Consider the following 20,653-nt stretch of genomic DNA (forward strand, 5'->3'; position numbering starts at 1 on the left):
CGGGGCCTGCGCGCCAGAGGGAGGGAAAGCACGGTTCGTCGGGGGATGGGCCGTGCACCACAAAGGACCGGTGCGCCACGTCGGGGGTGGCGCCCGGTCCTTTGTTCGTGGTCGCTGCTCCGCAGACTCCGCGCGAGTTCGCCGAGTAGCTGGTCATCCGCCCGCCGCTTCGCCCTGATTGGGCTTCGCCGAATCACGACGAAGAGGCGAACGGACGACCAGCGCGAACTCGCGAAAGCTCTGTCGCGGTGTGCGGGTCTTGCTGTGCTAGCGGGCGCGGCGCGCGAGGCGCTCCGGGTCCAGGATCAGCACGCTCTTGCCTTCGAGCCGCAGCCAGCCGCGGTGCGCGAAGTCGGCGAGAGCCTTGTTCACGGTCTCGCGGGACGCGCCGACGAACTGGGCGATCTCCTCCTGCGTCAGGTCGTGCGTGACGCGGAGCAGGCCGGCCTCCTGCGAGCCGAAGCGCTGCGCGAGCTGCAGCAACGCCTTGGCGACGCGGCCAGGCACGTCCGTGAAGATCAGGTCGGCCAGCATCGAGTTCGTCCGGCGCAGCCTGCGGGCCAGGGCCCTCAGCAGCTGCTCGGCGATCTCCGGCCTGTTGGTGATCCACTGACGGAGCGCGGGGCGGTCCATGGACACCGCGCGCACCTCGGTCACCGTCGTCGCTGTCGACGTGCGGGGGCCGGGATCGAAAATGGACAGTTCGCCGAACATGTCGGAAGGTCCGAAGATCCCCAACAGGTTCTCGCGGCCGTCCGGCGACTTGCGGCCGATCTTCACCTTGCCGGACTGGATGATGTACAGGCGATCGCCCGGCTCACCCTCCGCGAAGATGACATGGCCACGCGGGAACTCCACCGTCTCAAGGGTCGTCGCCAGCGCCTCTGCAGCTGCTGGGTCCACCCCTTGGAAGATGCCCGCTCGCGCCAGGGTCTCGTCCACCTCGTCCCTCCTAATCGACGCGACGGCACGCCTACCACCATCTTTGGTGGAGTCAGCGCCGTGCCGCCGATCACTGCGTTGCAGTCTAAGGGCTCTCTTGTGGATCGCCGCTCGGCTCGCCGTCTTACTAGGAACAACCCGACTGGCTCGATCCAGAGCCCAACGAGCCAGCCTACGCCATTTGGGTGGCCGTCAGCACCAGGCCGTCAGCGGACGCGCTTGCGCGCGCCACCGCGGCCCCGGCGACGGAGGCGGAACATGTCGAGTGCGCGACCGATGCCGTGTCCGTAGAGCGCCTTGACCTCTTCGGGCCTGGCGGACTCCAGGAACTCCTCGACCTCGTTCTCCTGCACGGCAACGTGCCGGAGCTTCGCTTCAACGCGCTCCATGAAGAGCGCGAAGAACATGATCACGATCGGAACGACGATCACAAGCCAGGCAGTCATGATGCTCCGAAGTGTGGCGCATGAGGGATTCGAGTGCGGATCTAGGGGTCGGTTCCGGCGTGTTGACTACTCTGGATCAGTGCCCGCAACCAAGAAACCGGAAACCAAGCTCGGCCTGACCCGAAGGGCCCGGCGCATGGTCCGCGTGCTGGCCGAGGGATACCCCGACGCGCACTGCGAGCTGGACTTCACCACTCCGCTCGAGCTCGTCGTGGCGGTCATCCTGTCCGCGCAGTGCACCGACAAGAAGGTCAACGAGGTCACCCCCGCGCTCTTCGCGAAGTACCCGACGGCCGCCGACTACGCCGGCGCCGACCGGACGGAACTCGAAGAGATGCTCCGCCCCACCGGTTTCTTCCGGAACAAGGCAACGTCTCTGCTCGGTCTCGGTGCCGCTCTTGTGGAGCAGCACGACGGGGTGGTGCCGGACACGATGGAGGAGCTGGTCAAGCTCCCCGGTGTAGGACGCAAGACGGCCAACGTGGTTCTCGGCAACGCGTTCGATGTGCCCGGGCTCACAGTCGACACCCACTTCGGTCGCCTCGTGCGCCGATGGGGCTGGACCGATCTCGACGACGCCGTGAAGGTCGAGCACGCCGTCGGCGAGCTGATCGAGAAGCGCGACTGGACCATGGCCTCGCACTGGATCGTCTTCCACGGCCGCCGGGTCTGCCACGCCAAAACCCCTGCTTGTGGCGCCTGTCTGCTGATGAAGGACTGCCCGTCGTACGGTCTCGGCCCGGAAGATCCGGACAAGGCGGCCAAGCTCGTGAAGGGTGACGAGAAGCCCCACCTGATCGAGCTCGCCGAGCGGGTTCGAGCCGGTGACAAACTGGTGGGGTGAACAACCGCACGCGCTGGCTCGCCGTCGTGCTCGTCCTCGGCGTGGCGGGTGTCGTGGCGCTGTGGCCCCGTGACGAGTCGCCGGGGCCGCCGCCCACGTCCACCCGCCCGACGCAGGACATGGCCGCATTGCGCGCGCAGGCCCAGCTCCGGCCGTGCGTGCCGGGGGCACAAGACGGCATCGGGGTGACGTGCCTCGGTGACGGCACCCGGACGGCCGTCGCGCTGAAGGGCCCGGTCCTGATCAACTTCTGGGCGACCTGGTGCCAGCCGTGCCAGGAGGAGCTGCCCGTGCTGGATTCCTACGCGAAGCAACCAGGTGCCGTGCCGGTCGTCCCAGTTCTCGTGGACAGCAGGGAGGCGGACGGCCTGGAGCTGCTCGCCCGGCTCGGCGTGCGGCTGCCGTCCGTTCACGACGCGGCCGACGAGCTGCGCAAGCAAGTCAAGGCGCCGATGACGCTCCCCGCCACGTATTACGTAGCAGCGGACGGTCAGGTCCGGCAGATCACCGATCCGCCGTACTTCACGGCACCGGAACAGGTGGAGAAGGCGGTTCGATGACGGAGGCGGTGGAGCCACCCGACTGGATGCTGCGCCTGGCCAAGGCCACCGAGGAGATCGACGCGACCACGTTCATGCGGGTCCCGCGGGCGCCGGAGGACGGCGTGCGCAAGGCGGCCGTGCTCATGCTGTTCGGCGAGTCCGAGGAGCACGGGCCGGACGTCCTGCTGCTGCGCCGCTCGGACACGCTGGGCTCACATCCGGGCCAGGTCGCGTTCCCCGGCGGCGCACAGGACGAAACGGACGACGGGCCGGTGGGCACGGCATTACGCGAGGCTTACGAGGAGACCGGTGTACTTGAGTCAGGAGTGAGACCACTTGCGACGCTGCCGGAGCTGTACGTGCCGGTGTCGGGGTTCGTGGTCACGCCCGTGCTCGCCTACTGGGAACAGCCGAGCCCCGTCGCACCTGTCGACCTGGCGGAGACCGCCGCGGTCGCGCGGGTGCCGGTCGCGCATCTCGCCGATCCTGCCAACAGGTTCCGGGTGCGTCACCCCGCGGGTTACGTCGGAGCGGCCTTCTCCGCGCCGGGCATGCTGGTGTGGGGCTTCACCGCGGGGTTGATCAACGGCCTGATCGCACTCGGCGGCTGGGAACAGCCGTGGGACGCGACCGATGTGCGTGACCTTGAACTAGCGTTGCGCGCTACACAGTGAGGCGGAGGTTTCGGGTTGAACTGGGTTGACCTGCTGGTGCTGGGCCTTGCCGCGATCGCCGCGGTCTCCGGGGCCAGGCAGGGCATGGTCGTCGCGCTGCCCGCGTTCGTCGGCGTGCTCGTCGGCCTGATCCTGGGCACGCAGATCGCACCGCTGCTCGTCTCCCAGTTCGAGAACGTCGTCACCAAGGTCGTGTTCGCGGTCGGCATCGTCGTGCTGCTCGTGGCGCTGGGCGAGACGATCGGCGTCTACATCGGCCGGACGATCAAGGCGAGGGTCAACGCGTCACCGTTGCGCGGCGCGGACAACGCGCTGGGCGCGATCGTGCAGGGCTTCGTCGTCTTCATCGTCGCGTGGATGATCGCGTTGCCGCTGACCTCGGTCGTCGGTCTTCCCGACCTCACCTCGTCGCTCAAGCAGTCGGTGATCCTCGGCAAGGTCGACCAGACCATGCCGCAGGCCGCCCGCGTGCTGTCCGGCGACCTGCAGAAGCTCTTCGACGTCTCGGGTTTCCCGCAGGCGATGGACCCGTTCAACCGCACGCCGCTGAAGGACACCGCACCACCGGACAACCAGCTCGCCGACTCGCCGGTCTCGAAGCGGCTGCAGGCGTCGGTGCTGAAGGTCCGCGGCCGTGCGCCGTCGTGCTCGCGAGCCCTCGAGGGCACCGGGTTCGTCATCGCGCCCGAGCGGGTCATGACGAACGCGCACGTCGTCGCCGGCACGAACGAGGTGACGGTCGAGGTCGGCCGCGGCCAGTTCGACGCGACGGTCGTCTCCTACGACCCGCGCACCGACATCGCCGTGCTCGCGGTGCCGGACCTGGAGGCCACGCCGCTGCAGTTCCGCAGCGACGAGGTGCAGCCGGGCGAGGACGGCATCGTGCTCGGCTACCCGCTCGACGGCCCGTACAAGGCATCGCCGGCCCGCGTGCGCGAGCGCATCCCGCTGCTGCGCGGCCCGGACATCTACGACGCCCAGACGGTCACCCGCGACGTCTACACCGTCCGCGCCGAGGTCCGCTCCGGCAACTCGGGTGGCCCGCTGGTCGACCCGAACGGCAGGGTGATGGGCGTGGTCTTCGGTGCCGCGGTCGACGACCCGGAGACGGGCTTCGTGCTCACGGCCCAGCAGGTGCAGGCGATGGTGCAGAAGGCGCCGACGCTGACCCGCCGGGCCTCCACCCAGGGGTGTGCCAGCTAGAGCCCGTGGCGGGCCGCGACGCCGTCGAGGACGTAGCCGAGGCCGGTCTCGAACCTCACCGCGGGGTCGCGGTCGACGGACTCGTGCATGACCCTGGCGAGCGTCGGGAACCGGCCGGTGGCGAGCATCCGCTGCATGTACGGCCCGGACGCCCGCTGCCACTGCTCCTCGGTCAGGCCGGACGAGCGTTCCGCACGCAGTTCGGTGATCTCGCCGCGCACGGCCCCGAAGACGTACGCCATCACCGCGCCGACCACGTCGAGCACCTGGTCGATGTCGTCGAACCGGACCGCGGCGAGCGTGGTCTCCATGTGCGTGAGCGCGTGCGGGCCCTGGTGCGGGCGGTTGCTGAGCAGGTCGATGAACCACTCGTGCCGCTTCGCCGCGTCCCGGATGCCGTGGGCGACGTGCCTCAGCCCCTCGCGCCAGTCCGCTGACTTCCCCGGTGGCGTGATCTCGCCGTAGACCTCGTCGACCATGAGGTCGAGCAGCTCGTCCTTGGTCTCGACGTAGCCGTACAGGCGCATCGGACCGGCGTTCAGGGCGGCGGCGACCTTGCGGAACGACACCTCGTCGAGCCCGCCCTCGTCGGCGAGCCTGATCGCGGCGCCCACGATCAGGTCCCTGCTCAGCGGGGTCGGGGACGGCTTGCTGGGCGGCTCTGGGCGGTCCCACACGGCTTCGTTCGGCATCGGACTGGACAATACAGCGTCTCATCGAGATACAGTGTATTGAACGATACGGCGTATTGAGGGGATGCGATGAGGACTTCGGTGTTGGTGGTCGGGGGAGGGCTGGCGGGAACGTCGGCCGCGTTGTTCCTGGCGTGGCGCGGGGTGGACGTGGTGCTGGTCGAGAAGCATCCGGGCAGCTCACCACACCCGCGGGCGGTCGGCTTCACGGCGCGGACGGGCGAGATGCTGCGTGCCGTCGGGCTGGAGGGCGAGCTGCCGCCGAGCCGGATGGCGAAGGGGTTCGGCGTCCGGCGGGTCCGGGTGGCGAGCCTCGTCGGTGAACGGTTCGAGGAGACCTTCTGGACGCCGCCCTCCGAGGTCTCGGCCACGGAGTACTCGCCGTCGACCGGCGTCGGCGTGGCCCAGGACAGGATGGAACCGCTGCTGCGCGACAAGGCCCGCGAGCTCGGCGCGGACATCCGCATGAGCACCCGGATGCTGAAGTTCACGCAAGACGAAGAGGGCGTCACGGCGCTCGTGCAGGGCGACGGCGAGCCGTACGAGATCCGCGCCGACTACCTGGTCGCGGCCGACGGCCACCGCAGCCCGGTTCGGGAGGCGCTCGGCATCACCCGCAGCGGCCGCGGCTACATGCACACCTCCCGCAGCGTGCTGTTCCGCGCGCCGCTCGACGAGTACCTGAAGGACGGCATCGGCCAGTTCGTCGTCGACGGCGTCGGCTTCCTGACCACCTACGGCGACGGCCGCTGGGTCCTGATGCTCGACGACCGCGAGTACACCGAGCCCGAGCTGCGGGAGAAGATCGTCCAGGCCATCGGCCGCGACGACCTGGAGATCGAGATCATCACGACCGGACGCTGGACGATCTCCGCCGCCGTCGCCGACCGGTTCTCGAAGGGCCGGGTCCTCCTCGCCGGCGACGCCGCGCACACGCTGCCGCCGAGCCGCGGCGGGTTCGGGGCGAACGTCGGCATCGAGGACGCGCACAACCTCGCGTGGAAGCTCGCGGCCGTGCTCGGCGCCGAGTCGCGTCCGTCCCTCCTGGACACCTACGACGCCGAACGGCGCCCGGTCGCCATCCTCTGCCACCAGCAGATCTTCGCCCGCAACGACGGCCACAACCGCGACGGCGAGCCGGAGGACGTGCCGCTGATCGACAACAACGCGATGCACTACGGCGTGCTGTACCGCTCGGCGGCGGTGCTCGGCGCGGGTCCGGAACTGCCGCCCGCGCAGCTGCCCGAGCAGTGGAACGGTCAGCCGGGCACGCGCGCCCCGCACGCGTGGACCGAGCCCGGGAAGTCCACTCTGGACCTGTTCCAGCGCGGCTGGGTGCTCGTCGCCGACCACCCGCAGTGGGAGGAGGCGACGGCAGGTCTGGCCGTGCGGTACGAACGGGTCGAGCGGCTGGAGATCTTCGGCCTGTCCGCGAAGGGCGCATCGCTGGTCAGGCCCGACGGCTACGTCGCCTGGCGTTCGGCCGACCTGCCCGACGACCCCGCCGAAACCCTGAGGGCGGCGTTCAGCTCAGTTTCTGCAGGAACTCCGTGATCAGCCTGCTCGTGGTGTGCGGCGCTTCCTGGTTCGGGAAGTGCCCCACCTCGGGCAGGTAGCGGAAGTCCGACTCGGGCCCGAGCCACGGCAGCGAGTCGCGCGCCGCGGACTCCAGCACGATCGGGTCCAGCGAGCCGTGGATCTGCAGCACCGGCACCTGCATCGGCTTGTCGACGGCCTCGGCGAACCGGCGGCCGTCGCTGCGCACCTGCGAGCGCACGGCCCAGCGGTAGTACTCCAGCGCGCTGTGGGCCACGCCCGGCACCGTCATGGCCTGCCGGCAGCGGCGGATGACCTCGTCGAACTCGGGCGCCGAGCGCCACTTCGGGCCGGACCACGCCGAGATCAGCTTGGCGACCTGCAGGCCGTTCTCGCCGGTCAGCCAGCGCTCCGGGTAGATCGGCAGCTGGAAGCGCAGCACGTGCGAGTTCGTCCGCGGATGCCTGCGGAACGTCCGGCGCGTCACCAGCGGGTGCGGTGCGGACAGCACGGAGATCGACGAGACCACGCGCGGGTGCAGGGCGCCGACCGTCCACGCCGTGGCGCCGCCCCACGCGTGACCCACGAGGTGCGCGCGCTGGGCGCCGAGTGCCTTGATCAGGCCCGCGACATCACCCGCGAGGGTGAAGCCGTCGTAGCCGCGCGGAGGCTTGTCCGAGTCGCCGTAGCCGCGCAGGTCGACGGCCACGGCGCGATAGCCCGCCTCGGCCAGTGCGGTCAGCTGGTGCCGCCACGACCACCAGAACTCGGGGAACCCGTGCAGCAGCAGCACGAGCGGGCCCTCACCGAGCTCGGCGACGTGCAGGCGGATGCCGTTGGCCGACACGTCGCGGTGCGTCCACGGACCCGCGACCCGCACGACGGACGGGTCGGGTTTGCGGCTCAGTTGTCGTCGCCCCTGCGCGTCAGTGCCGCGACGGTGTCCTTCGCGGCGGCGATCGACTTCTCGGGCGCCCTGATCTTGCGGACCTTGCGGTAGCCGAGGAACGCGAAGGTGACGGCCGTCACGATCATCAGTGCGAACACGAGCAGGAAGCCCAGCCACGTGGACCAGCCGAACCACGAGGAGAACCCGTACCCGAGGAACATGAAGAAGAAGAACAGGCTGAAGCAGAGGATCGTCAGCGCGACGATGAAGAAGACGCTGCCCTTCACGCCCTTCTTGATCTCGGCAGTGATCTCGCCCTTGGCGAGCTCGACCTCTGCTCTGACCAAGGTCGACACGTGGGCCGTCGCATCACGGACAAGACCGCCGATCGACGCCTCGGCCGTCGGGTCGTCTGCGGTCAGCGGAATCGACGCGATGTGCTCCCTGGTGGTCACCCGGACATGGTGCCATGAGCCCGGCTGCGACGAATGAGCAACACCGCGGCGAGCAGCGACGCGATCATCGAGGCGAGCAACACAGCGGCCTTCGCGGTCTCGGGTTCCGCCAGCGACAGCTCCGCGATCAGCAGGCTGACGGTGAACCCGACCCCGCCCAGCGTCGCCACGGCCACGATGTCGCGCGGCCCCGCACCGGACGGCCAGACCGCCATCTTGAACCACACCGCGAGCGCCGAAGCCCCCACGATCCCGATCACCTTGCCGACGATGAGCCCGGCCATCACGCCGATAGCGATCTTGTCCGAGAAGAGCTTGCCCAACGCCTCCGCGCCCACCGGCACACCTGCCGCGAACAGCGCGAACACCGGCACGGCCACCCCGGCCGAGAACGGCTGCAGCCGGTGCTCCAGCCGGACCGCCGGCGCCTCCTGCTCGTACGGGTCGCGCCGCACCCGCGTCAGCAACGCCAGCGCGACGCCCGCGATCGTGGCGTGGACGCCCGACTCGTGCATGAACCACCAGGTCGCGAGCGCGATCGGCACGTAGACCCAGGCGCTGGTGATCCTCTTGTGCTGCAGGAACCAGTACAGCGCCAGCAGCAGCACGACCGCGCCCGCCGCGAGCAGGTTGAACTTGGCGGTGAACAGGATCGCGATCAGCACGATCGCGCCCAGGTCGTCCACGACGGCCAGCGACAGCAGGAACACCCGAAGGCTCGACGGCAGCCCGGACGCCGTCAGCGCCAGCACCCCGAGCGCGAACGCGATGTCCGTCGCAACGGGAATCGCCCACGCCCGTTCGATCCCCGGCTGCCCCCAGCCGATCGTCAACGCGATCAGCGCGGGCACGACCATGCCGCCGACGGCCGCGATGATCGGCAGGATCGCCGCCTTCACATTGGACAGTTCGCCGACGACGAGCTCGCGCTTCAGCTCCAGCCCCGCCACGAAGAAGAAGACCGCCAGCAGACCGTCCTTGGCCCAGTCGCCGACCGACAACGGTCCGAGGTGGAGGTCGCGCAGTCCGAAGTAGGCGGGGGAGAGCGGCGAGTTGGCCCACACCAGCGCGACCGCCGTGGCCGCGAGCAACACGGTGCCGCCCACGGTCTCCGTGCGCAGGTAACGGGCGAAGTCAGCGATCTTGCGAGGCACAGGGCTCCCAGGGCGGTCGACAGGTACACGAATACTCGTGCCGACCAGACTTCCCGGCTCACCTAGATGCGATCTTAACGCGAACGGGCGCCCTCGAGTGAGGACGCCCGTCACGTTTGAAGCAGGATCAGTCTTCTGCCTTGCCCGACTGCAGACCCGCGGAGATCAGGTCCATGACCGACGAGTCGGCCAGCGTCGTCACGTCGCCGACCGTGCGGTTCTCCGCGACGTCGCGCAGCAGGCGGCGCATGATCTTGCCCGAGCGCGTCTTCGGCAGCTCCGGCACGACCATGATCTGCCGCGGCTTCGCGATCGGGCCGATCTCCTTGGCCACGTGGTCGCGCAGCGCCTTGATCGCCTCCGCGCCACCGGCGTCCGCACCCGCGCCACCGCGCAGGATCACGAACGCCACGATGCCCTGGCCGGTCGTCTCGTCGGACGCGCCGACGACGGCGGCCTCGGCGACGGTCGGGTGCGAGACGAGCGCCGACTCGACCTCGGTGGTCGAGATGCGGTGACCGGACACGTTCATCACGTCGTCGACGCGGCCGAGCAGCCAGATGTCGCCGTCCGCGTCGTACTTCGCGCCGTCACCGGCGAAGTAGAAGCCCTGCTCGCCGAAACGCGACCAGTACGTGTCGCGGTAGCGCTCCTCGTCGCCCCAGATGCCGCGCAGCATCGACGGCCACGGCTCGTCCAGCACCAGGTAGCCACCGCCACCGGCCGGGACCTCGACGCCCTCGTCGTTCACGACCTTCGCGCCGATGCCGGGCAGCGGGCGCTGCGCCGAACCGGGCTTGGTCGAGATCACGCCGGGCAGCGGCGAGATCATGATCGCGCCGGTCTCGGTCTGCCACCACGTGTCGACGATCGGGGCCTTGCCGCCACCGACGTTCTCGCGGTACCAGATCCACGCCTCGGGGTTGATCGGCTCGCCGACCGACCCCAGCACGCGCAGCGACGACAGGTCGTACTTGGCCGGGATGTCCGCGCCCCACTTCATGAAGGTGCGGATCAGCGTCGGCGCCGTGTAGTAGATCGAGACGCCGTACTTCTGCACGATGTCCCAGTGCCGGCCCTCGTTCGGGGTGTTCGGCGTGCCTTCGTAGACGACCTGCGTCACGCGGTTCGACAGCGGGCCGTAGACGATGTAGCTGTGGCCGGTGACCCAGCCGATGTCCGCGGTGCACCAGTACACGTCGGTGTCCGGCTTGAGGTCGAACACGTAGTTGTGCGTGTACGACGCCTGCGTGAGGTAGCCACCGGACGTGTGCAGGATGCCCTTCGGCTTCCCCGTGGTGCCCGAGGTGTAGAGGATGAAGAGCGGGTGCTCCGCGTCGAACGCCTCGGGGGTGTGCTGGTCGGACTGCGAGTCCACCAGCTCGTGCCACCACACGTCCTTGTCCGTCCACGCGACCTCGGTGTCGGTGCGCTTGACGACGATGACCTTCTCGACGGACGGCGCGCCGGCGACGGCCTCGTCCACGGCGGGCTTCAGCGGAGCCGGGTTGCCGCGGCGGTACTGGCCGTCGGTCGTGATCACGAGGCGGGCCTCGGAGTCCTGGATGCGGGTGCGCAGCGCCTCGGCGGAGAAGCCGCCGAACACGACGTTGTGCAACGCGCCGACGCGGGCGCAGGCCAACATCGAGAAGATCGCCTCGGGGACCATCGGCATGTAGATCGCGACGCGGTCCTCGGCGCCGATTCCCAGCGAGGTCAACGCGTTCGCGGCCTTGGAGACCTCGCGCTGCAGCTCGGCGTAGGTGATGGCGCGGCTGTCGCCGGGCTCGCCCTCCCAGTGGATGGCGACCTGGTCGCCGTGGCCGGACTCGACGTGGCGGTCCACGCAGTTGTAGGCCACGTTGAGCTTGCCGCCGACGAACCACTTGGCGAAGGGCGCGTTCGACCAGTCGAGGACCTGGTCCCACTTGGTTTCCCAGTGCAGCCTCTCCGCCTGCTTCGCCCAGAACGCCTCGCGGTCGGCCTTCGCCTCCTCGTACAGCGCGGGCTGTGCGTTCGCCTGTGCCGCGAACTCGTCGGAAGGCGGGAACGTCCTGCTCTCCGTGAGCAGGTTGTCCAGAGCGTTGCCCTGGCCTGGCGACTGCGTCATGGTGCGAGACCTCCTGGAAAGTCCAGACCTGTCGGGGATGCGGGTACTGACCGTAGTGCGAGCCAGTTCACTTCCGACAGGTTCCTCCCCAAAAAGGTTCAGACCAATCTGGGGAGGTCGGTTACACGGCTGTCATTGTGTAACCCGTTTTGTCTGGTCCGGGCACGTGTGGCGCGTTGAACGGGCGCAGTTGCGCGCTCAACGGTCCGTCCAGTGAGCTGGGTCACGGGTTTCACCTGGTCAGGTACTCTGCGCGACCGTGACCGATCCTCTCGCTCCGCTGCTTTCCTTGCCTGGTGTGGCCGACGCCGCGAACGCCGCCAAGGACGCCGTCTTCCAGGTGCACCGCCATCGGGTGAACCTGCGTGGCTGGGCCACGACGGCGGCGGAGGCGTCCGTCCGCGCGGCCCGCGCGTCGGCGGCGCTGGAGGGCGGTCCGACCGAGATCCCCGAGTCCGGCGAGGTCTCCGATCCGGTGCTGGCCGGGTCGTTGCGGGTCGCGGAGGCGCTGGGCGGGCTCGTCGCCACGTGGCAGCGCGCGCCGTTGCAGGCTCTCGCGCGGCTGCACGTCCTCGCCGCCGCGGACCTCACGACCGACGTCGGACGGCCGCGCGTCTCCGAGGACGTGTCGCAGCGGCTCGACATGCTCGGCTCGTTGGTCACCGGAGGAACGTCCGTGCCGGCGCCCGTCGTCGTCGCGGTGGTGCACGGCGAACTGCTCGGGCTGGCGCCGTTCGGCGTCGCGAACGGGGTGGTCGCGCGGGCCGCCGCGCGGATGACGTCGATCTCCACGGGCCTCGACCCCAAGGGCCTCGGCGTGCCCGAGGTGGCGTGCCTGCGGCGTTCGGCCGAGTACGAGGCCGCGTCTGTGGCGTTCGCGTCGGGGACGCTCGAAGGCCTCGCTCAGTGGATCCTGTTCGTGTGCTCGTCGCTGGAGGCGGGCGCCCGCGAGGCCAAGAGCATCGCGGACGCCGCACTCACCGGGTGACGTCGGCCAGGACCTCGGCGGCCTTGACCGCGTCCTCGTCCGTCACGTAGAGCGGGGCGAAGCCGAACCGCAGGATGTCCGGCGGCCGGTGGTCGCCGATGACGCCGCGGGCGATCAGTTCGTCCATGACGGCCTTGGCGTCCTGACAGCGCACGGAGATCTGGTTGCCGCGCTGCTCCGGCGTGATCACCTCGAGGTTCGTGAGCTTCTCGACGTGATCGCGGAACAACGCGGTCAGCTGGAGCCCGCGCTCGCGCAGTTCGGCCAGGTCGACGTCGTCCCAGACGTCCAGAGCGGCGTCGAGCGCCAGCATCGACAGGATGTCCGGCGTGCCGACGCGGGCCCGCACGATGCCGGGATCCGGTTCGTACGAGGGCTTCATGCCGAACGGTTCGCGGTGGCCGTTCCAGCCCGACAACGGGTTCTCGAACGTCGACTGCTTGTGCTTCGGCACGTAGATGTACGCCGGCGAGCCCGGTCCACCGTTGAGGAACTTGTAGGTGCAGCCGATCGCGTAGTCGACCTGCAGGGCGTCCAGTTCGATGGGCAGTACACCCGCGCTGTGGCAGAGGTCCCAGACCACCTGCGCGCCAACGGCATGGGCCTGCTCGGTGAGCGCCTTCATGTCGTGCAGCCGGCCGGTCCGGTAGTCGACCTGGTTGAGCAGCACCACGGCGGTGTCCTCGGTCAGGTCCAAAGAGGACGGATGCGCGGCGCGGATCTCCAGCCCGGTCAGCGAGGCCACCGACTGCGCGATGTAGCCGTCGGTCGGGAACGTCGACTCGTCGCACACGATCTCGCGGCGGCTGGTGCCCTTCACCGCGCCCATCAGCGCCTTGAAGACGTTGACCGACGTCGAGTCGCCGACGACGACCTGTCCGGGAGCGGCCCCGACGAGCCGGCCGACGCGGTCGCCGACCCGTTGCGGCGCCTCCCACCAGCCCTCGCTCCACGACCGGATCAGCCGCGTGCCCCACTGGTGCTTCACGACCTCCCGCATGCGGTCGGCGACGTGCTTCGGTGCCGCGCCGAGGGAGTTGCCGTCGAGGTAGATGACCCCTTCGGGGAGGTCGAACAGCTCACGCCTCACACGTAACTCCTCGCGGTCCACAGCTCGGGGAACACCGCTCGTTGGGTGCGCTTCTCCAGCCATGCAACACCAGCGGAGCCACCGGTGCCGACCTTGGAGCCCATCGAACGGCGGGTCGCCAGCAGGTGGTCGTAGCGCCAGCGCGCGAACTCCTCGGCGATGTCGGTCAGCGCCTCGCCCAGCTCCAGCAGGTCGCGGTCGGTGCCGCGGTAGATCGCCGCCCACACCTGCTCGATCTCGGCCGACGGCTCGTAGGCCTTGGTCAGGTCGCGGTCCAGCACGGCCTGGGGGATGTCGAAACCCTTGCGCTGCAACGCCGCCAGCACGTCGTCGTAGAGCGAGGGCAGGCCCAGCGACCGCTCCAGCTGGTCGTGCATCGCGGGCACGGCCCGGTGCGGCACGAGCATCGACGCGGACTTCTCGCCGAGCAGGAACTCCATCTCGCGGTACATGCCCGACTGGAAGCCCGAGCCCTCGCCGAGCGCGTCGCGGAACGAGTTGAACTCGGTCGGCGTCATCCGCGCGATCGGCCGCCACGCCGCGGACAGCGCCTGGAGGTGCAGGTCGGAGCGCCGCAGCGTGCGCACCGCGGCCCTGAGGTCGTCCGCGCGCAGCTCGGTCTGGGCCTGCCGCCACTCGAAGCAGAGCAGGCCGAAGTACAGCTCCATCACCTGCGTGATGACCAGGAACGACATCTCGCGGGGATCTTTGGACCACTGCTGTTGAAGGGTGTGCAACACCGACGCGTGCACGTAGTCCTCGTACGGCGTGGTGCCGCCGAAATCCAGCTTGGGGGACACGGGGCAGCTCATGCCGTAAATCGTCGCTCGTGCGGCCCGTCACCTGAATGGGCGACGAAAGGCGTTCGCGCCGAACTTCTTCCGAACGCAAAACAGATCGCCGAGTAGCTTTGCGTTCATGTTGGACGAGGTGGACAAGGCCCTGTTGGAGGCGCTCCAAGAGGATGCGCGCCTGTCGTACAACGAGCTGGCGCGCCGGGTCCACGTCTCCCCGCCGACGGTCGCCCAACGGGTCCGGCGGCTCGAGAACATGGGCGCGATCACCGGCTATCGGGCCGTGGTCGACCCCACCGTCGTCGGACGTCCGGTCGTCGCGTTGGTGCGCATGAAGTGCTACGGCCCCCGTTGCATCACCGTGCACCCCGAACTGCTCGACGACCTCCCCGAGGTGGTCGAGGTCGTTCGGCTCACCGGCGACATCTGCTCGGTCGTGAAGGTCGTCACCACGAGCATCGTGGAGCTGGAGCGGCTGCTGGTCCGGCTGGCCGCGCACGGGGAGACGTCCAGCGCGATGGTGCTGTCGACGCCGATCCCGTGGCGCCCGGTGCTGCCCGGCTAAAACGCATCTGAGACTCCAATTAGCTAGCCTCTGCCTGGTGAGGCTGACCAAGAGCACCGACATCGCGCTGCGGATCGTGATGCGGCTGGCCGTTGCGGAGACGAACAGTCTCGTCTCGTCGAGCCCGACCACCCGGGAGGTCGCCGAGGTCATGGGCGTGCAGTACACCCACGCCGCGAAGGTCGTCGCCCAGCTGCAGCACCTCGGCGTCGTGGTGGCGCGCCGCGGCCGGGGTGGCGGTCTGGCGCTCGCCGAGAAGGGACGTCTCGTCTCGGTGGGGTGGCTCGTCCGCGAACTGGAGGGCGCCGGCGACGTCGTCGACTGCGAGGGCGACGTGCCGTGCCCGCTGGCCGCGGCCTGCCGGTTGCGACGGGCGCTGCGCCAGGCCCAGGAGGCCTTCTACGCCTCACTCGACCCGATCAGCGTCGAGGACCTCGTCGCCGCTCCCACCGGTCCCTTGCTGCTGACCCTGGAGCTGGGCCGGACCTAGCCGGCCAGCCGGTCCAGGGCGTTGCGGACGTGGCCCTTGGTGTCCTCCAGGGCGGCGGCCGCACGTTCGGTCGGTTCGCCCGACAGCAGGTGCACGAGCGCCACCTTGAGGTCGCCGGACGCGTCCACCAGCGCCTGCTCGCAGGCGTTCTCGGGCTGGCCGGTGGCCTCGTGCAGGATCCGGATCGTCCGGCCGCGCAGCTTCGCGTTCGTCGCGCGCATGCTGACCATCAGGTTCGAGTAGGTGCGGCCGAGCTTGACCATCACGGCCGTGGAGAACGAGGTCAGGACCAGCTTCTGGGCTGATCCCGCCTTCATCCGCGTGGAGCCGGCGATCGCCTCGGGGCCGGTGTTCAGCGCGACGAGGACGTCGGGCGTGAACGGCACCGACGCGTTGTTCGAGACCAGCACGGTGTGGGCGCCAAGCGCTTGCGCCTCTTCCAGTGCGCCGATCACGAACGGCGTGCGCCCGGACGCCGCGATGCCCACCACCAGGTCCTTCGACGTGGCGTGACGGCGGATCTGGGCGGCGCCGGAGTGGTCCTCCACCTCTTCGACGGCACGGACGAGGGCTTCCGGACCGCCCGCGTGGTGGGCGACGAACCAGTCGGACGGCGCGTTGAACGTGGGCACGAGCTCGGCGGCGTCCAGCGTCGCGAGGCGCCCCGACGTGCCGGCGCCGACGTAGTGCACTCGGCCGCCGGACATGATCGCCGCGACGCCGAGGTCGACGGCGCGGGCCAGCTCGGGCAGTGCCTCCGCGACCGCCGCCGGGACCGTGCGGTCCTCTTCGTTGATCATGCGCAGCACGTCGATCGTGGGAACCCGGTCGATGTCCGTGGTGCGCGGGTTCCGTTGCTCGGTCGGAGATTCCACGCGCACCACCACACCGTTCCGGGGGGAGATCATTTAGTCGTCTCCCGCGGCCGCCTCCGGCCGTCTGGTCTGGCACCGAGCCGGTGTCCGGACACCGCTTCGTAGGTCGCCTCCAGCGCCGTCTTCGCCGTGTCGACGTGGTGCTGGGCGACCCCGATGAACAGACAGTCGATGACGGTGAGCTGGGCGATGCGGCTCGCCATCGCGCCGGAGCGGAACGTGGTCTCGCGCGCGGCCGTGGTCAGCACGTGGTCGGCGATCTCGGTGATGGGCGAGCGCGGGAAGTTCGTCAGCGCGACGGTGGTGGCGCCGGTCTCGCGGGCGACGCGGAGGGCCTCGACGGTCTCCGCGGTCGAGCCGGTGTGCGAGATGCCCACGGCGACGTCCGCCTCGGTCAGCACGGCGGCCGACGTGAGCGCGATGTGCGTGTCGTTCCACGCGAAGCAGGTGAGCCCTATGCGGTGCAGCTTCTGCTGCAGGTCGAACGCCACGAACGCCGAAGCGCCGAAGCCGTAGACGTCCACCCGGCGGGCGCCCGCGACCGCTTGGACGACCTTGTCGAGCGACTCGACGTCGAGCTGCTCGGCGGTCTCCTCGACGGCGCGGGCGTCGGCGAAGGCGACCTTGCCGACGACCTGCTTGAGGTCGTCGCCCGGTCCGATGTCCCCGCCCATGTCGTGGTTCGCCCTGGCCTGGCTGCGGGCCGTGTCGGCGGCGAGCGCGATGCGCAGCTCCGGGTACCCGCCGACGCCGATCGCCTTGCAGAACCGCGTCACCGTGGTCTCGCTGGTGCCCGCCTGCTCGGCGACCTCGGTGATGCTGCGGTGCGCGACCGTCGCCGGGTTCTCCAGGACCACCTTCGCGACGCGCTGCTCGGCGCGCGCGAGACCCGGCAGCAACGACCGGATCTTCACCAGCGGACTGGACTCGGCACTGCTTTCAGTGGACACGTGGGAAACTTACTAACCGCCACACCGACGGTCAACGGAGTGTGTCCGAAAGTCACTCTCTCGGCTCGGCTCAGTGGACGTCCGGCTTCATCCGGGTGGACACGGCGATCCGGTTCCACGCGTTGATGGTGAAGATCAGGGCGATGAGCTGCGCGAGCTCCTCTTCCTCGAAGTGCTTCGCGGCGTGGGCGTAGACGTCGTCGCTGACGTACTCGTGGCTGCTCAGGACCGTGATGGCTTCGGTGAGGCGCAGCGCGGCCTGCTCCTTCTCGGTGTAGATGTCGCCGGCCTCCTCCCACGCGTTGAGGAGGTAGATGCGGGCTTCGGACTCGCCGAGCTTGCGGGCGTCGGCGGTGTGCATGGCGATGCAGTGGGCGCAGTGGTTGAGCTGCGACGCGCGGATGCGGACCAGCTCGGCGAGCTGCTCGTCGAGGCCCTCCCGTGCCGCGGCGTCCAGCGCGATCATGGCGCGGTAGACCTTCGGGGCCTTCTTCGGGAAGGTGATGCGGTTCGTCATGAGGAGAAATCTATGACCCGGATTGGCCCTGGGCATGGTGCAATCCTCACGTGGAAACCTGGGCCAATCTCGACTTCCACCTGGATCTGTCCGGTCCGGGCGGCCTCCGGCACCGGTTGACGGCGTCGCTGCGGGAGGCGGTCCGGTCGGCCCGGCTTCCGCCCGGGACCAGGCTGCCCGCCTCGCGGTCGCTCGCCCTCGACCTGGGGATCGCGCGGAACACCGTCGCCGAGGCGTACGCGGAGCTGGTGGCGGAGGGGTGGCTGACCGCGCGCCAGGGGTCCGGAACCGTGGTGGCCCAACGGGTCGCGCCGCCGCAGCCGGTGAAGCGCTCGCCTCCCGGCGCGGACGTGCGGTTCGACCTGCGGGTGAGCACACCGGACGTCAGCGAGTTCCCGCGCGCCGAGTGGATCCGGTCGACGCGGCGCGCGGTGATGGCGGCGCCCTCGGAGGCGTTCGGGCCGGGCGATCCGCAGGGACGGATCGAGTTGCGGACGGCGCTGGCCGAGTACCTGGCGCGGGCACGAGGCGTGCGGGCCGATCCCGGACGGATCGTCGTGTCCTCGGGGTACGGCGGTGCCGTCCAGATGTTCAACCGGCTGCTGAAGCCGCCCGTGGTCGTCGAGGAGTACGGGCTCGACTTCCACCGGTCGCTGTGGACGTCGACGGTGCCGTTGGCGGTGGACGACCACGGTGCGAACACCGAACAGCTGCCCGACGACCTGCGTGCCTGCGTGCTGACTCCCGCGCACCAGTTCCCGTTGGGCGGTCCCTTGCACCCTCGACGGCGTGCATCGGCCGTGGAGTGGGCACGGCGCGTGGGCGGTCTTGTGCTGGAGGACGACTACGACGGTGAGTTCCGCTACGACCGGCAGCCCGTCGGTGCGGTGCAGGGGCTGGACCCGGAGCACGTCGTCTACCTGGGCACGTCCAGCAAGGCGTTGTCGCCGGCGTTGCGGATCGCGTGGATGGTGCTGCCGGACCGGTTCGTGGACCCGATCCTGGAGCTGAAGACCGATCGCGAACAGCACGTCAGCATGCTCGACCAGTTGACGTTGGCGGACTTCCTGGAAGCCGGGTCCTACGACAGCCATGTGCGGCGGATGCGGCTCAAGTACCAACGGCGGCGTGACCGGCTCGTGGAGGCTGTTTCGCCCTACGCGTCCGTGTCCGGCATCGCCGCCGGGATGCACGCTGTGCTCGACACACCGCATGAGAACGCGATCGTCGAGACCGCGCGCGAACGGGGGATCGAGGTCAGCGCTCTCTCGTGGTTCCGGCACGAGCTGAGCGACGACGACCGCACGGGGATCGTGGTGAGCTTCGGAGCGCCCGCGTTCCCACGGGCGCTCCCGCTGTTCACCGAGGTGCTAGCGGCGTGCCACTGACCAGCCCTCGGCCGTGACGTCGCCCCGTGCGTGCACGTAGACGCCGCGGCCGTTGTACTGGCCGGCCTTGGTGTAGACGAACCTGCTCTTCACGGGTTCCGTTGCCACCCAACGACGTCCGGTCGTCGTGATGGTGCGGGCGTCCTGCCAGTCCGTGCCGTTCCAGTGCTGGATCGTGAGCTTGTCGCCCTTGTCGACGTCGACGAAGACCTCGACGGGGCGTTCCGCGGTGAGCGTTCCGCCGGAAGTCGTTGCCCGCCACTGCTTTCCGCCTGCCTTCACGGCGAGTGCGTTGGCCAGGCCGTCCGCCGCCGCGCGACGGGCCGGGTTGACGCTGCCCCAGTCACGGCTCGGGTGCACCCGGTTGGTCAGCAGGATCGCGATCGAGCGCGAGGCCTTGTCGATCACGAACGACGTGCCCGTGTACCCGGTGTGACCCGCGGTTCCCGGTCCGCTCAGCGCACCCATGTACCAGCGCTGGTCGAGCTCGAAGCCGAGGCCGTGGGCGTTGTCCGGGAACTGCTGGTTGAAGTTCGTGAGCATCAGCTCGACGGAGTGCTCGGTGAGGATCCGGCGGCCTGCGTACGTGCCGCCGTTGAGGATCGTCTGGCCTAGGACGGCGAGGTCTTTGGCCGTGCCGAACACACCGGCGTGGCCTGCTACTCCTCCGAGGGACCACGCGTTCTCGTCGTGCACCTCGCCACGGACGATGCCGCGCGGTGGTGCCGTTTGGAACTCCGTGGCGGCCGTGCGGTCCTTCGCCGTCGGGTTGTAGCCGGTGTCCTTCATGTTGAGCGGCCTGGTGATGCCTTCCCTGACCGCCTGGTCGAGCTTCTTGCCGCTGACCTTGAAGACCAGCTCTCCCAGCGTGATCAGGTTCAGGTCGGAGTAGAGGTACGTGGTGCCGGGCGTGGACTTCGGCTTCACGTCCATGACGGCCTTGATGCGCGACGGGGCGTCCGGGTACTTCTGCCACAACGGGATGAACGGTTCGAGGCCGCTCGTGTGTGTGAGCAGCTGCTTGACGGTGATGTTCTCTTTGCCGTTCACGCCGAACTCGGGCAGGTAGGTGGCGACGTGTTCGTCGATGCTCACCCGGCCCTGCTCGACCTGCTGGATCACCGCGATCGACGTGAAGAGCTTGGAGATGGACGCGAAGTCGAAGATCGTGTCCTTCTGCATCGGGACGCGTTCTTCTTCTGGCAGCTGGGTTTGCTGGTCCTCGTAGAGCACCGCGTAGCCCGTGCGGTCGTGCGTGACGATCTTGCCGTCGTGCACGTACATGGTGACGGCGCCGGCGTAGAGCGGTTTGCCGTTGGCCTGGGGTTTCGTGAAGTCGCGGAGCTGGCGCAGGGCCGCGCTGACCGGCTCCGGATCGAGACCGGCCCAGAACGGGTTCGACTGGCGCAGCGTCGTCCACTGGTGCGCGAAGCCGTCCTGGGGCTGGTCGAAGTGGCCGGGTACCGCCGTCGTCACGAGTGCGACGGCCAGGGCAGGGATGAGCATGGC

Annotated in this window: 22 protein-coding genes; 9 read left to right on the forward strand and 13 right to left on the reverse strand. The window is 69.4% G+C overall.

What is annotated here, in order from left to right; genetic code table 11:
• Positions 1 to 267: 267 nt before the first annotated feature.
• The gene (locus tag ACWF7A_RS38210) at positions 268 to 942 is read right to left on the reverse strand and encodes a Crp/Fnr family transcriptional regulator (protein ID WP_030477589.1); all 675 of its coding nucleotides are present in this window, start codon (positions 940 to 942) and stop codon (positions 268 to 270) included.
• Between the two features lie 206 nt (positions 943 to 1,148).
• A complete protein-coding gene (locus ACWF7A_RS38215) occupies positions 1,149 to 1,388 on the reverse strand; it encodes a hypothetical protein (protein WP_030477588.1) in 240 nt (79 codons plus the stop codon).
• A 136-nt stretch (positions 1,389 to 1,524) separates the two neighbouring features.
• Between ACWF7A_RS38215 and nth the strand changes: the two genes are divergently transcribed.
• Genes nth through ACWF7A_RS38235 form a run of 4 tightly spaced genes read left to right on the forward strand, consistent with a single transcriptional unit; the run spans position 1,525 to position 4,651 of the window.
• Positions 1,525 to 2,232: an endonuclease III gene (nth, locus tag ACWF7A_RS38220; RefSeq protein ID WP_452255454.1), complete on the forward strand. Its 708-nt coding sequence runs from the start codon at positions 1,525 to 1,527 to the stop codon at positions 2,230 to 2,232.
• Positions 2,229 to 2,792, forward strand: a complete 564-nt coding sequence (locus ACWF7A_RS38225) for a TlpA family protein disulfide reductase (RefSeq protein WP_452255376.1) — start codon at positions 2,229 to 2,231, stop codon at positions 2,790 to 2,792. Before nth ends, ACWF7A_RS38225 begins: the two co-directional genes overlap by 4 nt.
• Positions 2,789 to 3,448, forward strand: coding sequence for an NUDIX hydrolase (locus tag ACWF7A_RS38230; protein WP_452255377.1), 660 nt, complete (start codon positions 2,789 to 2,791; stop codon positions 3,446 to 3,448). Before ACWF7A_RS38225 ends, ACWF7A_RS38230 begins: the two co-directional genes overlap by 4 nt.
• Positions 3,449 to 3,463: 15 nt before the next feature.
• Positions 3,464 to 4,651 (forward strand): MarP family serine protease, encoded by a 1,188-nt coding sequence (locus ACWF7A_RS38235; protein ID WP_452255378.1) that lies wholly within the window; start codon positions 3,464 to 3,466, stop codon positions 4,649 to 4,651.
• Here ACWF7A_RS38235 and ACWF7A_RS38240 read toward each other — a convergent pair.
• Positions 4,648 to 5,343 (reverse strand): TetR/AcrR family transcriptional regulator, encoded by a 696-nt coding sequence (locus ACWF7A_RS38240; protein ID WP_452255379.1) that lies wholly within the window; start codon positions 5,341 to 5,343, stop codon positions 4,648 to 4,650. The two genes, ACWF7A_RS38235 and ACWF7A_RS38240, sit on opposite strands and share 4 nt — an antisense overlap.
• A gap of 69 nt (positions 5,344 to 5,412) precedes the next feature.
• On the opposite strand from ACWF7A_RS38240, the gene ACWF7A_RS38245 reads away from it, so the two are divergent.
• On the forward strand, positions 5,413 to 6,897 hold the full coding sequence (locus ACWF7A_RS38245) for an FAD-dependent oxidoreductase (RefSeq protein ID WP_452255380.1): 1,485 nt from the start codon (positions 5,413 to 5,415) through the stop codon (positions 6,895 to 6,897).
• On the opposite strand, the gene ACWF7A_RS38250 is transcribed toward ACWF7A_RS38245, so the two are convergent.
• The 4 genes from ACWF7A_RS38250 to acs all read right to left on the reverse strand — a co-directional run bounded on the left by ACWF7A_RS38250 (position 6,869) and on the right by acs (position 11,487).
• Positions 6,869 to 7,786 carry an alpha/beta fold hydrolase gene (locus tag ACWF7A_RS38250; protein ID WP_452255455.1) on the reverse strand — a complete coding sequence of 306 codons (918 nt, stop codon included), beginning with the start codon at positions 7,784 to 7,786 and terminating at the stop codon, positions 6,869 to 6,871. The two genes, ACWF7A_RS38245 and ACWF7A_RS38250, sit on opposite strands and share 29 nt — an antisense overlap.
• Complete coding sequence (locus ACWF7A_RS38255) at positions 7,783 to 8,223, reverse strand: phage holin family protein (protein WP_439662710.1); 441 nt, start codon at positions 8,221 to 8,223, stop codon at positions 7,783 to 7,785. Before ACWF7A_RS38255 ends, ACWF7A_RS38250 begins: the two co-directional genes overlap by 4 nt.
• Positions 8,220 to 9,377 carry a Na+/H+ antiporter NhaA gene (gene nhaA, locus ACWF7A_RS38260; RefSeq protein WP_439662711.1) on the reverse strand — a complete coding sequence of 386 codons (1,158 nt, stop codon included), beginning with the start codon at positions 9,375 to 9,377 and terminating at the stop codon, positions 8,220 to 8,222. Before nhaA ends, ACWF7A_RS38255 begins: the two co-directional genes overlap by 4 nt.
• 127 nt (positions 9,378 to 9,504) lie before the next feature.
• Positions 9,505 to 11,487, reverse strand: coding sequence for an acetate--CoA ligase (gene acs / locus ACWF7A_RS38265; protein ID WP_452255381.1), 1,983 nt, complete (start codon positions 11,485 to 11,487; stop codon positions 9,505 to 9,507).
• Positions 11,488 to 11,746: 259 nt separating this feature from the next.
• Between acs and ACWF7A_RS38270 the strand changes: the two genes are divergently transcribed.
• Entirely contained in the window at positions 11,747 to 12,475 is a 729-nt protein-coding gene (locus ACWF7A_RS38270) for an oxidoreductase (RefSeq protein ID WP_452255382.1), read from the forward strand.
• Here the strand turns inward: ACWF7A_RS38270 and kynU are convergent.
• Together kynU and ACWF7A_RS38280 are read right to left on the reverse strand one after the other, a co-directional pair.
• Positions 12,465 to 13,565 carry a kynureninase gene (gene kynU, locus ACWF7A_RS38275; RefSeq protein WP_452255383.1) on the reverse strand — a complete coding sequence of 367 codons (1,101 nt, stop codon included), beginning with the start codon at positions 13,563 to 13,565 and terminating at the stop codon, positions 12,465 to 12,467. The two genes, ACWF7A_RS38270 and kynU, sit on opposite strands and share 11 nt — an antisense overlap.
• The gene (locus ACWF7A_RS38280; RefSeq protein WP_452255384.1) at positions 13,562 to 14,377 is read right to left on the reverse strand and encodes a tryptophan 2,3-dioxygenase; all 816 of its coding nucleotides are present in this window, start codon (positions 14,375 to 14,377) and stop codon (positions 13,562 to 13,564) included. Before ACWF7A_RS38280 ends, kynU begins: the two co-directional genes overlap by 4 nt.
• A 106-nt stretch (positions 14,378 to 14,483) precedes the next feature.
• On the opposite strand from ACWF7A_RS38280, the gene ACWF7A_RS38285 reads away from it, so the two are divergent.
• Both ACWF7A_RS38285 and ACWF7A_RS38290 read left to right on the forward strand, forming a co-directional pair.
• Positions 14,484 to 14,924: an Lrp/AsnC family transcriptional regulator gene (locus ACWF7A_RS38285; RefSeq protein ID WP_211257779.1), complete on the forward strand. Its 441-nt coding sequence runs from the start codon at positions 14,484 to 14,486 to the stop codon at positions 14,922 to 14,924.
• 37 nt (positions 14,925 to 14,961) lie between these two features.
• Positions 14,962 to 15,414 carry an RrF2 family transcriptional regulator gene (locus ACWF7A_RS38290; RefSeq protein ID WP_452255385.1) on the forward strand — a complete coding sequence of 151 codons (453 nt, stop codon included), beginning with the start codon at positions 14,962 to 14,964 and terminating at the stop codon, positions 15,412 to 15,414.
• On the opposite strand, the gene ACWF7A_RS38295 is transcribed toward ACWF7A_RS38290, so the two are convergent.
• From ACWF7A_RS38295 to ACWF7A_RS38305, 3 genes are all read right to left on the reverse strand, one after another.
• Positions 15,411 to 16,322 (reverse strand): N-acetylmuramic acid 6-phosphate etherase, encoded by a 912-nt coding sequence (locus ACWF7A_RS38295; protein WP_452255386.1) that lies wholly within the window; start codon positions 16,320 to 16,322, stop codon positions 15,411 to 15,413. The genes ACWF7A_RS38290 and ACWF7A_RS38295 overlap by 4 nt on opposite strands.
• Positions 16,319 to 17,239, reverse strand: a complete 921-nt coding sequence (locus ACWF7A_RS38300) for a MurR/RpiR family transcriptional regulator (RefSeq protein WP_452255387.1) — start codon at positions 17,237 to 17,239, stop codon at positions 16,319 to 16,321. The genes ACWF7A_RS38295 and ACWF7A_RS38300 overlap by 4 nt, the downstream gene beginning before the upstream one ends.
• Positions 17,240 to 17,309: 70 nt before the next feature.
• Positions 17,310 to 17,756, reverse strand: a complete 447-nt coding sequence (locus tag ACWF7A_RS38305) for a carboxymuconolactone decarboxylase family protein (protein WP_452255388.1) — start codon at positions 17,754 to 17,756, stop codon at positions 17,310 to 17,312.
• A 50-nt stretch (positions 17,757 to 17,806) separates the two neighbouring features.
• Between ACWF7A_RS38305 and pdxR the strand changes: the two genes are divergently transcribed.
• Positions 17,807 to 19,144, forward strand: a complete 1,338-nt coding sequence (gene pdxR / locus ACWF7A_RS38310; RefSeq protein WP_452255389.1) for a MocR-like pyridoxine biosynthesis transcription factor PdxR — start codon at positions 17,807 to 17,809, stop codon at positions 19,142 to 19,144.
• On the opposite strand, the gene ACWF7A_RS38315 is transcribed toward pdxR, so the two are convergent.
• A complete protein-coding gene (locus ACWF7A_RS38315) occupies positions 19,127 to 20,650 on the reverse strand; it encodes a serine hydrolase domain-containing protein (RefSeq protein WP_452255390.1) in 1,524 nt (507 codons plus the stop codon). The two genes, pdxR and ACWF7A_RS38315, sit on opposite strands and share 18 nt — an antisense overlap.
• Between the last annotated feature and the right edge of the window lie 3 nt (positions 20,651 to 20,653).

The organism is Lentzea sp. NPDC055074 (assembly GCF_053608005.1).